Here is a 12467-nt window from a genome sequence, read left to right on the forward strand (position 1 = left end):
AACTTAAAACATGAATTTACAAGGAATAGTAGCGGTATCGGGCAAACCGGGTTTATGGAAGGCGCTTACGCAAAACAAAACCGGTTTTGTTTTGGAAAGCCTTGACGAGAAGCGCACCAAAATGGTAGCCAATATATCTACCGCTAAACTGGCAGCGCTTGATGAGATCACCATTTTTGGCGACGACGAAGATATCCGCCTGAAAGATGTTTTTGAACGCATGAAAACCGCTGGCGCTGCGCCGGATGCCAAAGCCGATGGCAATAAACTGCGTACCTTTTTCCGCGAAGTAGCACCAGGCCACGACGAAGAGAAAGTTTACGCTTCAGATATGAAGAAGATCGTTAGCTGGTTTGGCATTTTAAAAGATATGCCACTATTTAACGAAGCTGACCCGGCTGAAGCATCTGCTACTGAAGAGGCTGCTCCGGTTGTTGTTGAAGAAACAACCGCGGTTGAAGATAATGTAGAAGAAAAAACTACGGCTAAAAAGAAGGCTGCGGCCAAAAAGCCGGCTAAGTAACAGATGTGCAGATGTGAAAATCTGCAGATATGCAAATGATAAAAGGCGCTTCGGGAAAACCGAAGCGCCTTTCGCTTTTATTACCGCCGCGTCATTGCGAGGTACGAAGCAATCTCTGCACACTAAGGTCTACTTTGCAAGGTGCTCTTCATACGTAGAGATTGCTTCGTACCTCGCAATGACGTAGTGGTTAGGTTAAGCGCACTCCACCTGCTCACACTTCTCTGTAACAAGCTCCGGTTCAAAGGTGCAATGCGTAATTTCCATATGCAGCAGGCGGTGGCGCAGATCGTGCTTAATTTTATCAAAAGTGCTTAACTCATCCTGTTTAACTACAATGTGTGCTGTTAAAGCCGTTTCGGTGGTACTGAGCGCCCAAACATGCATGTGGTGTACATCTACTACGCCGGGGGCCTTCAGTAATTCGGCCTTTATTTTTGACAGTTCAATTTCGGCAGGCACACCATCCATTTCCAGGCGCAGGCTGTGTTTCAAAAGGCTCCATGTGCCGCCGATGATGACCACAACAATGATCAAACTCACGGCGCTATCCATCCAGTACCACTTGGTAAAGTAAATGATCAGGCCCGATATCACCACCCCCAATGATACAATAGCGTCAACCGCCATGTGCAGGTAGGCGCCTTTTACGTTCAGGTCGGTATCCTTATCTTTTACAAACAGCCAGGCGGTAAAACCATTAATACCAATACCCACAAAGGCTACCCAGGCAATGGTGCCACCGGCAATCACCTCGGGATGGATGAAGCGCATCACGGCCTCGTAAGCGATAAAGCCTACCGCCACAAATAATATCAGCGCGTTGAAAAACGACACGATAATGGTAGAGCGCTTATAACCGTAAGTATAATTCTTATTAGATTTTACCTTGGCCAGTTTAAAGGCCAGCAAAGCCAGGGCAAGACTGGCCACATCGCTCAGGTTATGGCCCGCATCGGTAAGCAGGGAAAGCGAATGGCTTACAAAACCCATCACCGCTTCGATAATAACAAAGGCCGAATTTAGAACGATACCCCAAATAAAAGCCGCGTTCAGGTGATCAAGCTTGGGGGCATGATCGTGATGATGGTGGCCATGGCCATGTGAATGATCGTGAGACATATGGCAAAATTAGGGTTTTATGATGATGTTATGGTGAAGATATCTTGGTCATTACGCTACATTTGTCATTAGTGTGTTTCTGCAATAAATGCCGCAGACATTTTGACCAATGACTATTCATGATGATAAGGCTCTCCTTTAATAATAGTATGCGCCCTGTACAACTGCTCCACAAAAAACAGGCGCACCATTTGATGGCTGAAGGTCATTCGCGAGAGGGATAGTTTATCGTTGGCGCGCTGGTAAACCGAAGTGTCGAACCCATATGGACCACCGATCACAAAAACTATACTGGCCGTGGAGGAAATGTTTTTCTTATCGATATAGGCTGCAAACTGACTTGATGACAATTCCATGCCCTTTTCATCAAGCAGGATCACGTGGTCGGTGTTGGTTATCTTCTTCAACAGCAGTTCGGCTTCCTTGCTTTTTTGTTGATCCTGGGTTAAAGCTTTGGTGTTTTTCAGTTCGGGCAGATCAACCAGTTCCAGTTTGGTATAATGCTTCAGTCGCTTCAGGTATTTATCAATACCCTCTTTAATATAAGCGTCCTCGGTTTTACCAATGCTGAGTAAGGTGATCTTCATGATACAAAATAACAATTAATAGTCGGAAAGTCGGCAAGACAGGGAAGTCCAAAAGATAATAGTACTATCCAAAAGAAATAATAGCTTTACCGTGTAATGAACGATAAAGTAATAACGGGCTACCAACTACGCGTTGAAGAGGCGCAACAGCAGATAGATAAATACAGTAAACTCATCAACACCTACTCGTTTATGCGGCTGGGGATCTTCGCATTGCTGGCGGCGGCCATTTGGCTTTCGGTAAAAGCGGTGGGCTTTGGTTTGCTGGTAGCGCTGTTCATCATCCTGTTATTTGCCTTTGCATGGCTGGTATCGCGGCAAAGTTTCTTTGAAGAGCAGCGTCAATATTTCATCAACCTGAAAAAGGTTAACGAGAACGAGATAGCCAGTATGACCACCCGCGGCAATATCTATGATGACGGCAGTCGCTTTACCGACGATAAACACCCTTATACGTCCGACCTGGATATCTTCGGCAGGGCATCGCTATATCAACTAGCCAACCGCGCAGCCACCTATCCCGGCAGGGAAATATTGGCCAATTGGCTGTCGTCGCCATCGCAAAAGCAAACCATCCTAAACCGACAGGAAGCGGTAAAGGAACTGGCAGCAAAACCAACATGGAAACTTGACCTGCAGGCACGCCTCTTGTTTGCAAACAGTGCCAATGCCGGGCAGTTAGATGCCTTGTTTCATTATCTCAAACTCCCCCTGCATCTGCCGGGCGAAAGCTGGTTACGGCCATATATTAAAATAGCGCCATACCTGTTATTGGCAGCTATCATTGGCGGGCAATTTTTCCCTATCGTAAACCTGTTAGCTATCCTGGTAGCAATTTTCAATATGGGGATACTGGTATCAAAAGGCAGCTATATGGCCAAATCGGGCTTTGTAGCCGATAAGATTGGCGAGGTACTGAACCACTACGCCAATGTATTTAAACGTGTAGAAGCCGAACAATGGCAATCGGCAGGTTGCAAGGCGCTGGCTAAGCAGTTGTTAGCGGGCGGCACATCAAAAAAAATAGCGCAGCTTTCAAGGCTGATCAATAAGTTGAGTTATAGCCTCATTATGATCGTCGGTTTTATCCTGAACGTATTTTTTCTTTGGGCACTGAAGCAGATCATCGCTATTGAAGACTGGAAGCGCGAGAACAAGGATGGCATCGGCGAAGCTTTTCAAATTATAGGTGAGATGGAGGCTTTGTTAAGCCTGTCCGGATTACATCATAACTATCCAGAATGGACTTTCCCGGCAATTGCCGATGGCAATGGCTATACTATTAAAGCTAAAACGCTGGCCCATCCGCTTATTAATAACGCGATCCGCGTTGCTAACGATTTTGAACTGGAAGATGCCTTTAAAATAGATATCATCACCGGCAGCAATATGGCCGGCAAAAGCACCTTTTTGCGCACGGTGGGCATCAACGCGGTGCTGGGCCTTTGCGGCGCGCCGGTTTGTGCCGATAGTATGGAATTATCGGTTATCCGCATTGTTACCTATATGCGCATCAAAGATTCGCTGAACGAAAGCACCTCAACCTTTAAGGCCGAACTTGACCGCCTGCAAATGCTGCTGGCCGCGGTTGAGCAGGAAGAGAAAGTTTACTTCCTGATAGATGAAATGCTGCGGGGCACTAACTCGGTTGATAAGTACCTGGGATCTAAAGCAGTCATCAAACAACTTATCCTGAAAAACGGTGTCGGACAGGTAGCCACGCACGATCTGCAAATTGCCCGGCTGGAAGATGAATACCCGGATTATGTACGCAATTACTACTTCGATATACAGGTGGTGGATGGCGAAATGCTGTTTGATTATAAGATCAAACATGGCGAGTGCAAAACCTTTAACGCCTCGCTGCTGCTGCAAAGGATAGGGATAGACGTAGAGGCTTCTTAATAGCCCCCAATAAAAAAGCAAGGCCTTACGGGGCCTTGCTTTTTGCTATATATGATATGATAGAAGCCTGTTATACAAAGTGCAACACATGGATGGCGGCATAAATTTTTAGCAGGATGGTTGCTATTAAGTAAAGAACCGGGATGCTTAATAATGTGCTCATGGTGTGTGTTGGTTTTTTGTTGTTTGTATAATTAGCTGATTGTTTTCTGTTTGTTTGTTGATTCAAATTTGCATCAAAAACCAGCTTTTGCCCAGCACAATTAGGTAAACAGCGGCGAAATGTCGGTGAATGGAGGAATGGGTAGGATGAAAGCAGTGGAGCAGGGTATAAGACCCGTCATTGAGGCACGAAGTAATCTCTAAGCTTTGCAAGTCAGCTTGCACTACCGACCTTAATGCGTAGAGATTACTTCGTACCGCAATGATGAGGTGCTCGATTACGCCATTAATCGCCTGATCAGCTCGGCGCTTTGGGTTTTGCCTTCTTCCAGTCTGTCGGCAAAAAAGGCCTGCACTTCGTTAAAGTGTTTTTTGTAGCCTTCCATATCGCCGTAACCAATAATAGCCGACCATTCCCTCACGGCCGAGTGAAACTCCAGGTCGTCGCCACGGATGGTTTTATCGTACAGGGCGGTTTCTATCGATTCTTCCAACAGTTCATCATCTTTAAACAGATACTCGGCAATACCCAAACGCAGGCGGAAGGGCGGGGTCTGGCAGATCAGGTTATCATAGGGGTTAACGCCAAGGTGGTACCAGGCGTCAACCATGCTTAATATGCTCAGGTGCGAATTGGGTTTGCGCTGATGTTCTTTATCCGCCAGCGAGAACTCGCGCATTACACTATCATTCAACATAATGGGCTTACGGCTTTCATGAAAAACGAAATCGCGGGCTTTATACAATCGCTGCCTGAATTCGTCTGCCTCCTCCTTTATCATCAGCTTAAACAGTTCTGATTCTGATTTGGCGTACTGCCTTACCTGCTGGCGGGCGTAAGGATTTAAAATGGCTAAACCCGCGTATACGTGGGCCTTGTAGCCAAATATGCGCAGTGTAGTTAAGATCTTTACATTATCAATACCACCCACATAGCTGGCATTTTCCCAGGGGAAAAAACCGGCGGCTTTCCAGGCGGTGCCCATACTTTCAAACCCTACGTGGGTTACGGCCTGGGTATCGGCCACAATTTTATCGTGTTCGTGATAATCGGTAATTTCAACAACATCGCAGCCAACCGCGTTAAATAGATCTAACATGCGACCATGGGCCTCCTTATCAGCGCGGTGCGGTATCAGGATCAGCTTTTGCCCTTTAGGTTCAAAACCCGGGCCGTGCATAGCATGGAAGGTGATGATCTGCGCGTCATCCGGCAGGTATTTTTCAAATACAGCTATCTCTGGGTGTTTTACCGATGTTTGCCCGGCTACAATAGCCCCGGCTTTGGTAGCTATGGCGCATTCGGCCACTACTTTTTCCATGCTGTCGGCCTCTACCGAATAGATGATCAGGTCGCTGATGCGGGATACATCGCGGCCATTATCTTTTATGGTGATCCCCAGCGGAATCAGTTCCAGTTCCAGCTTTTCACGATTGGCAGGCAGGTCGCATCCGTATACCTTATACCCCGCTTTGGCAAAGGCTTTGGCATACAGCCGGCCCATATCACCCAGTCCGATAAATCCGATATTCATGCCGCTAATATAACTATCCTGCCAAAAATCTGTTATGAAACCTTATATTCGCCCCTATTAGGCCACACACACACACAAACTGTTGATAACATCTTTTGTTAACCTTTAATACAAAAATGATGAAGAAGCTATTTTTAGTACGATCCTTATTTTTTGCGATGTGCATTTTAGGCAGCACAACGCTTACTTACGCGCAAGACAGTACCAAAGCTAAAATCATAAAACCGGTTGTAAAACCACAGACCGTTCAACCCGGCGCTGTAAAAAATCAGGGGCATCCTTATGCGGGCAAACCATATCAAACTAAACCGGTTAATGCCCAGCCGCCGGGTACTGCACCGGCTACAGCTACTACGCCAACATCCGCCGCGCCCGCAAATCCGTATGCACCAACCCCGGCAAGTACCGATAAAAGCCTGAACGGCCAATATCAATATGTGCTTACCAAAACCTATCGTTATCAGCAACCCATGATAGCGGCCTTGTGGAAAAACATTAACGACACGCTTGCCGCCGCGAAAAAACAGCTGAAAGATACCCAGGCGAAACTATCGGCACAAAACCAGTCGATCAGCAGCCTGCAAAATGATGTTAAAAGTAAAGATCAGGCGATTAACGAAACCACTTCGCGCCAAAACGATATCAGTCTGCTGGGTATTTATATGTCTAAAACCGCCTACAACCTGTTAATGTGGGGTTTAGTGGCCGGATTGGGACTGGCATTAATGATTGTGATATTACGCACAGCCGGCAATGTGCGCGAAGCTAAATATCGCACCAAACTATACGAAGAACTGAACGAAGAGTTTGTAGCCTACAAAGCCAAAGCAAACGATAAGGAAAAGAAACTGGCCCGCGAGTTACAGACTGAACGCAATAAAAATGATGAGTTGATGGGGAGGGGATAGTACCCCCTACCCCCCTAAAGGGGGAATGAATGTGCAAATGAGAAAATGTGCAGATATGCAAATGATAAAGCGTTAAAAACGAATAAGGCCCCGGATATCCTATCCGGGGCCTTATTCGTTTTTATAGAATTTGCTTCCTGTTCCCCCTTTAGGGGGTTAGGGGGTAAATTATTTCTTAGTCCAAACGTTGTTGTTATAGTTTGAATCCGGTAATTTATGATCAGGATCTATAGTAACCGATTGGATCTCTTCGGTAGACGGGTAGATGAACGAGAAGCTAACGTTGCGCTCCCAAATTTCGGCAGTGTAGTTAACCCGTTCGGTTTTGCCGCTAACGGTCTTGATCTCGATAACAAGTGGCATCGCCATTTTTTCAAGGTTATCAATGGTGATGATAGCGCCATTTTTAGCATCGCCGCCTTTGTAGCGTACGCCACGTACAGCCTGGTCAAGCTGCCAGTTGTTTACAAACCAGCCTCTCCAGAACCAGGCCAGGCTTTCGCCCGCCGCTGCATCCATTGTACGGAAGAAATCGTCTGGTGCAGGGTGTTTAAATGCCCAGCGATGAACGTAAGTACGGAAGGCAAAGTCAAAACGTTCCGGGCCTAGGATCTGTTCGCGCAGCATCACTAAACCGGCGCTTGGTTTGCTGTATAATAAAGTACCGTTGTTAGCTTCCTTCAGGTTGTCTGGGTTACTCATGATAGGCTCAAGGCTGGCACGGGTGAACGCGTTAGCTGTAGGGCCCTGAGAACCACGGTAGAACTCGCCTTTTAACGAATAAGCAGTTGACAGGGTATTGATGAAAGTATTGAAACCCTCGTCCATCCAGCCGTAAAGACGTTCGTTAGAACCAACGATCATCGGGAACCAGGTGTGGCCAAACTCGTGGTCGATCACCCCCCAGCCGCCGTTACCAACAAACACAATGCCCGGATACTCCATACCACCGGCTACACCAACAGCGCAGGTAGCAGCAGGATAAGGGTATTCGAACCATTTTTTAGAGTTGTATTCGATAGAAGCTTTAGTATATTCGGTAGCGCGGGCATTGCCGGTAGCCACTGAAACCGAGTAAGCCGAGATAGCCATTGATTTTTTGCCGCTTGGCAGGTTCATTTTAGCAGCATCAATAACAAATGCACCCGCGGTTGACCACGAAGCATCACGAGCGTTCTTGATCTGGAAGTGCCAGGTTAATTCAGGTTTGCCTGTTGGGCGTGAGCCTGCTTTTTTAACCTCTTCAGGTTTGATAATGAATACGGTTTTATCGCTGGTAGCTGCTTGTGCCCAACGTTTTACCTGCTCTGGTGTGTAAACTTCGGTAGGGTTCAATAATTCGCCGGATGCTACTACCACGTTAGATGACGGAGCGGTGATCTTCAGGTCGAAATCGCCATATTCCAGGTAAAATTCGCTTTCACCGGTGTATGGCAGGGTGTTCCAGCCTTGCAGGTCGTCGTAAACACACATGCGCGGGTACCATTGCGCCATCTGGAATACTTTACCAGCCGGGTAATACCTGATACCCATACGGTCTGAACCGTAATCAGGCGAGATAAACGACCAGTCGATCTTAAACTGGATCTTACCGCCGTTAGGGGCAATACCCTGCGGAACGAATACCTGCATACGGGTATCGTTTATTAATATTTTAGCTTCGGTAGTAGTTGTTTTACCATTGGCTGTAGCCAGTATCTTAACCGATTTTACTTTATCGCCGGCATCAAATGCCTGGCCTTTGCCCCAGTTACGGCTGGCTTGCACATCCTGGTTGTTCAGCATTACCTGCTTGTTACCGCGCGAATCCAGCTTGAACAGGTTCTGATCCAGGTACATCCAAACAAAATCCAGTTTTTGCGGGCTGTTATTGGTATAAGTGATGGTTTCCGAACCGGTTACCTCGTTTTTTGCCGTATCAATACGGGCGGCAATCTGGTAATCGGCGCGGTTTTGCCAGTACTTAGGGCCTTGCTGGCCATCGGCTGCACGATACTCGCCACCGTTTTTGGTGTAGAAGAATGGCTTCCACAACTCGTGGTAATCGTAATTGGTAGCAGGTGCGTTAGGGTCGGCCGGAGGGGTTAAGTTACCGCGTCCGCCGCCGCGGGTTTGGGCGGGTGCGTTTGTTGGAGGTGTTTGCGGCGTAGTTTGCGCATCGGCCACATAGCCACCTGCCAGTAATGCCAGCGATAGACCGGCAACCAGGGTGAGTTTCATTTGAATATAGCTTTTAGTTAATAGTACTACAAGTATATACTAAATGAAGCTGTTATGTGAAAGCGTAAAACGATTGTTACCAACTTAATAGTCTATAGATTTTATAGGAAATGCTTTTTGTAAACCTCCCCATCAAATCCAAAAAACAGGAAGCCCTTATCCTCGATAACCGGGCGCTTGATCATGCTGGTTTTTTCCTGCAAAACCTTCAGTGCCGATGCGCTGTCGGTAATACCGGCTTTTTCTTCGGGCGAAAGGTTTTTATAGGTAAGCCCCTTTTTGTTCATCACGGTTTCGTAACCAGCTTTCGTATCCCATTCGGCCAGTTTTTCGGGCGTTACGCCCAGCTTTTTAAAGTCGTGAAACTCGTAGGGTACATTGTTGGCCTTTAGCCATACCAGCGCCTTTTTTACTGTATCGCAATTGGTAATTCCGTAAACTTTCATGCGGCAAATCTACTAATTTCTGCCGCCACCGCTGGTATCATCATTATTAATACCCCGCTGATTTTTCTTGATCTCACTGTTCAGCTTGCCAAAGCGGTAATTAAAGTTAATACCTGCCATGCGGAACAACATATAGTTGTTGGCCATGGTGGTAAAATCGTTGGTGCGGGTTAAATAATCAAGCTGGATAAACCGCTTGAACGGGTTCCGGATCATGATACCGATATTGCCCTTACCTTTAAACAGGTCCTTAGATACGTTGGCACCACCGCCCAACCAGTAGTTATCAATCCCTTGCAGCAATACGTAGCGGCTATCGAAATCAAGATTAAGGCCTGCACGATAGCCCTTATCAAACCGATAGCCCACGTAGGTGAACATATGGCCCTGGTAACCTTTGTTTTTGTAAAGCTGCCCATTGTAGGCACCCTCCAGCCAAATGTGCAACACCTCGGCGTTTACATTTACGTTTAGCCTGTTGGTAAAAGGATAATTAATATTAGCATCCAACCCCAACTGCTTCTTTTTACCCACATTGGCAAAGCTTTGGGTGGTGACGTTGCCACTCACGCTGCTCACATTCTCGATAGTATTATTAGCAAAAGAGTAGCTGGCGCTCAGGTTTACCGATCCTTTGCGCGACGAGCCGTAACTCAACTCGAAGTTATTATTTACCGCCGGCCTTAAGTTAGGGTTGCCAACGCTGATATAAAGCGGGTTGGCCTGGTTGGTAAAAGGATTAAGCTGGTTGATATTAGGCCGCTGGATCCGCTGTGTAAAACCAAAGTTAACGCTGCTCACGTTGTTTATAACACGCTGCGCCGAAATAGACGGCACCACATTGATATAATACTGGCTAAACACCCCGCCTGCCGATGTGGCAAAATTGGCATCGATATTGGTACGCTCGAAACGCAGGCCCCCTTTAACCACCCATTGGGTAAACTTCAGGGTGTACGAGTTATACAGCGCGTATACGTTTTGATGGTAGGTGAAATTATTGGTTTGCTTTGGATCGGTATGGTAGCCGGTATTGCTCAGCGTATCCTTATTAAAATTACTGAAGTTATTGCGCAGTATCATTTTACCCCCAGCTTCAAAGGTGAGCACTTTTAACGGATGGATATAATCCAGCTGGGTAGTATACTCCTTAGCGCCCGAACTATTATACTGGCGATAGTTAGCCTGACCGGGTTGTGTGGTCAGCACATCATTAAACTGGTTATTATCGGCATTACTGTATTTGTACGATGCTGTTAGCAACTGGTTTTTGTTATGCTTAAAACCCAGTTGATAATTAATACCCGCGTCTATCCCCTTGCCGCCGCCATTCCCATTGCTGATGTCACTATAAAACGCGGCCGGCGCATTAGCGGCATTAAACAACCGTGTGTACTGATCGGCCCCCTGAATACCCGCGTTATCAAAGTAGTTAACCGTACCGGCTATCAGGTTCAGCGTATCTATCTCGTAGCTTAATTCGGCGTTGGTATAATAGTTATGATTACCATTCACCCTATCGCCAAATTGGTACAGCGATGTTTTAGATTGCGTGAACGAGGTAGTATTATCAAACGGCGCAGCCATTTCGGGGCGTTTTTGGTAGCCGGTAAAAAAGTTTAAGCCAAATTTCCCCTGCTTAACTGTTGTATTTAAATTGAAGCGATAGCCATTCACCGTGTTGTAATTACTGTTAACAGAGCCATTATACCCCTGCGCCCCATTTTTTACGGTAATGATGTTGATGATACCCGCCAAACCCTCTGCCTCGTATTTAGCCGGTGGCGATGTGATCACCTCTATTTTCACAATGTTGCTGGCCGGCATGGCCTTTAATATATCCGATGGGCTACGGGCCATCAAAGCCGATTCCTTACCATTCAGCAGTATCTTATAACTCCCGCTGCCGCGTAACTTGATCTCGTCCGACGCGTCGACCGATAGCAGCGGCACTTTGCGCATCATATCCAGCGCGGTAATGGCCTTACTTTCTGGGTCGGCCTGCACATCATAGCTCAGGCGGTCTACCTCCTGCTTCATCAGCGGTTTTACGGCAGTTACGGCAACTTCCTTCAGCTGACTGTTAGATGGCGCCAGGCGTGTATTAGCCATAAAATCATCAGTACCGGTAACTGCTTGTTGTTTGGTTTGATAACCAACGCAGATAAAGGAAATGGTATAGGGTTTGGGGGCAAGGCCGTTTATTTTAAACGTACCGTCGTCTTTGGTAAGGGTGCTTTTTACCGGCTTTTTGGTGGTGGCATCTATAAGGGCAATGGTGGCAAAGCCTATGGGCTTATTAGTAACAGAATCGGCCACCATTCCCGCTATTACAATAGTTTTGGCAGGTACCTGCGCGCTAACCCGCAGCGCAAAGCTGCACAGCAGGATAAGTAAAAGTTTCTTCATTTATACCTACAAGACGCGCTTAACGGCAATTCGTTACAGGAAAACTGATAATTATTTATTGTTGAATTTGGTCATCGTCAGTTCGGTGCCGATGGTAGCGAAGCTTTTAATGATCTCTATAGACTTATCGATCATACCCGGGATCTCGGGTAATTCGTCGTCGTCAAAACCGCTCAAAACGTAATCAACCTGGCGGCCCTTGGGGTAATTATCGCCAACACCAAAACGCAGCCGGGCGTACTGATCGGTGCCTAATGCCAGTTCTATATTCTTCAATCCGTTATGGCCGGCTGCGCTGCCCTTGGGCTTCAGGCGTAGCTTGCCAAATGGCAGCGCTATCTCATCTACTATCACCAGCACATTTTCGATAGGGATCTTCAGCTCTTTCATCCAATGATTAACGGCCTTGCCGCTCAGGTTCATGTAGGTGGTAGGTTTTATCAGGTGCAGCATGCGGCCCTTATACTTAAGCTCGGTATAATAGGCCAGGCGCATATTGTAAAAATGCAGGCTTTCCTCCTTAGCCAACTGATCCAGCACCATAAAGCCCGCGTTGTGGCGCGTATCGGCATATTCCTGGCCGATGTTTCCTAAACCTACTATTAAGTATTTCATACCCCCTAACCCCCTAAAGGGGGAATTTTTATTTT

Annotated in this window: 10 protein-coding genes; 3 read left to right on the plus strand and 7 right to left on the minus strand. The window is 46.8% G+C overall.

Features of this window, described 5'->3' with window-relative positions; translation table 11 throughout:
• Positions 1-10 precede the first annotated feature (10 nt).
• The gene (locus HQ865_RS17890) at positions 11-523 is read left to right on the plus strand and encodes a DUF5606 family protein (RefSeq protein ID WP_173416213.1); all 513 of its coding nucleotides are present in this window, start codon (positions 11-13) and stop codon (positions 521-523) included.
• 195 nt (positions 524-718) lie between these two features.
• Here HQ865_RS17890 and HQ865_RS17895 read toward each other — a convergent pair whose 3' ends face one another.
• Together HQ865_RS17895 and rlmH are read right to left on the minus strand one after the other, a co-directional pair.
• Entirely contained in the window at positions 719-1645 is a 927-nt protein-coding gene (locus HQ865_RS17895) for a cation diffusion facilitator family transporter (protein WP_173416214.1), read from the minus strand.
• Between the two features lie 113 nt (positions 1646-1758).
• A complete protein-coding gene (gene rlmH, locus HQ865_RS17900; protein WP_173416215.1) occupies positions 1759-2232 on the minus strand; it encodes a 23S rRNA (pseudouridine(1915)-N(3))-methyltransferase RlmH in 474 nt (157 codons plus the stop codon).
• A gap of 96 nt (positions 2233-2328) precedes the next feature.
• Between rlmH and HQ865_RS17905 the strand changes: the two genes are divergently transcribed.
• On the plus strand, positions 2329-4137 hold the full coding sequence (locus tag HQ865_RS17905; protein WP_173416216.1) for a MutS-related protein: 1809 nt from the start codon (positions 2329-2331) through the stop codon (positions 4135-4137).
• A gap of 440 nt (positions 4138-4577) precedes the next feature.
• On the opposite strand, the gene HQ865_RS17910 is transcribed toward HQ865_RS17905, so the two are convergent.
• A complete protein-coding gene (locus HQ865_RS17910) occupies positions 4578-5834 on the minus strand; it encodes a prephenate dehydrogenase (RefSeq protein ID WP_173416217.1) in 1257 nt (418 codons plus the stop codon).
• Positions 5835-5950: 116 nt separating this feature from the next.
• Between HQ865_RS17910 and HQ865_RS17915 the strand changes: the two genes are divergently transcribed.
• Positions 5951-6742, plus strand: coding sequence for a hypothetical protein (locus HQ865_RS17915; protein WP_173416218.1), 792 nt, complete (start codon positions 5951-5953; stop codon positions 6740-6742).
• 168 nt (positions 6743-6910) lie between these two features.
• On the opposite strand, the gene HQ865_RS17920 is transcribed toward HQ865_RS17915, so the two are convergent.
• The 4 genes from HQ865_RS17920 to pth form a co-directional block, all read right to left on the minus strand.
• Positions 6911-8962, minus strand: coding sequence for a M1 family metallopeptidase (locus HQ865_RS17920; protein ID WP_173416219.1), 2052 nt, complete (start codon positions 8960-8962; stop codon positions 6911-6913).
• A gap of 101 nt (positions 8963-9063) precedes the next feature.
• Positions 9064-9408: a Spx/MgsR family RNA polymerase-binding regulatory protein gene (locus tag HQ865_RS17925; RefSeq protein WP_173416220.1), complete on the minus strand. Its 345-nt coding sequence runs from the start codon at positions 9406-9408 to the stop codon at positions 9064-9066.
• A gap of 12 nt (positions 9409-9420) precedes the next feature.
• A complete protein-coding gene (locus HQ865_RS17930; RefSeq protein WP_173416221.1) occupies positions 9421-11817 on the minus strand; it encodes an outer membrane beta-barrel family protein in 2397 nt (798 codons plus the stop codon).
• 51 nt (positions 11818-11868) lie between these two features.
• Complete coding sequence (gene pth / locus HQ865_RS17935; protein WP_173416222.1) at positions 11869-12432, minus strand: aminoacyl-tRNA hydrolase; 564 nt, start codon at positions 12430-12432, stop codon at positions 11869-11871.
• Positions 12433-12467 lie beyond the last annotated feature (35 nt).

Source organism: Mucilaginibacter mali, assembly GCF_013283875.1.
In the GTDB taxonomy this organism is placed as follows: domain Bacteria; phylum Bacteroidota; class Bacteroidia; order Sphingobacteriales; family Sphingobacteriaceae; genus Mucilaginibacter; species Mucilaginibacter mali.

Excerpts from the sequence above, each read along its gene's own strand:
- HQ865_RS17920 (WP_173416219.1), bottom strand. The coding sequence starts at position 8,962 with ATGAAACTCACCCTGGTTGCCGGTCTATCGCTGGCATTACTGGCAGGT.
- HQ865_RS17895 (WP_173416214.1), bottom strand. The coding sequence starts at position 1,645 with ATGTCTCACGATCATTCACATGGCCATGGCCACCATCATCACGATCAT.
- HQ865_RS17905 (WP_173416216.1), top strand. The coding sequence starts at position 2,329 with ATGAACGATAAAGTAATAACGGGCTACCAACTACGCGTTGAAGAGGCG.
- HQ865_RS17910 (WP_173416217.1), bottom strand. The coding sequence starts at position 5,834 with ATGAATATCGGATTTATCGGACTGGGTGATATGGGCCGGCTGTATGCC.
- HQ865_RS17925 (WP_173416220.1), bottom strand. The coding sequence starts at position 9,408 with ATGAAAGTTTACGGAATTACCAATTGCGATACAGTAAAAAAGGCGCTG.
- HQ865_RS17915 (WP_173416218.1), top strand. The coding sequence starts at position 5,951 with ATGATGAAGAAGCTATTTTTAGTACGATCCTTATTTTTTGCGATGTGC.
- pth (WP_173416222.1), bottom strand. The coding sequence starts at position 12,432 with ATGAAATACTTAATAGTAGGTTTAGGAAACATCGGCCAGGAATATGCC.
- HQ865_RS17930 (WP_173416221.1), bottom strand. The coding sequence starts at position 11,817 with ATGAAGAAACTTTTACTTATCCTGCTGTGCAGCTTTGCGCTGCGGGTT.
- HQ865_RS17890 (WP_173416213.1), top strand. The coding sequence starts at position 11 with ATGAATTTACAAGGAATAGTAGCGGTATCGGGCAAACCGGGTTTATGG.
- rlmH (WP_173416215.1), bottom strand. The coding sequence starts at position 2,232 with ATGAAGATCACCTTACTCAGCATTGGTAAAACCGAGGACGCTTATATT.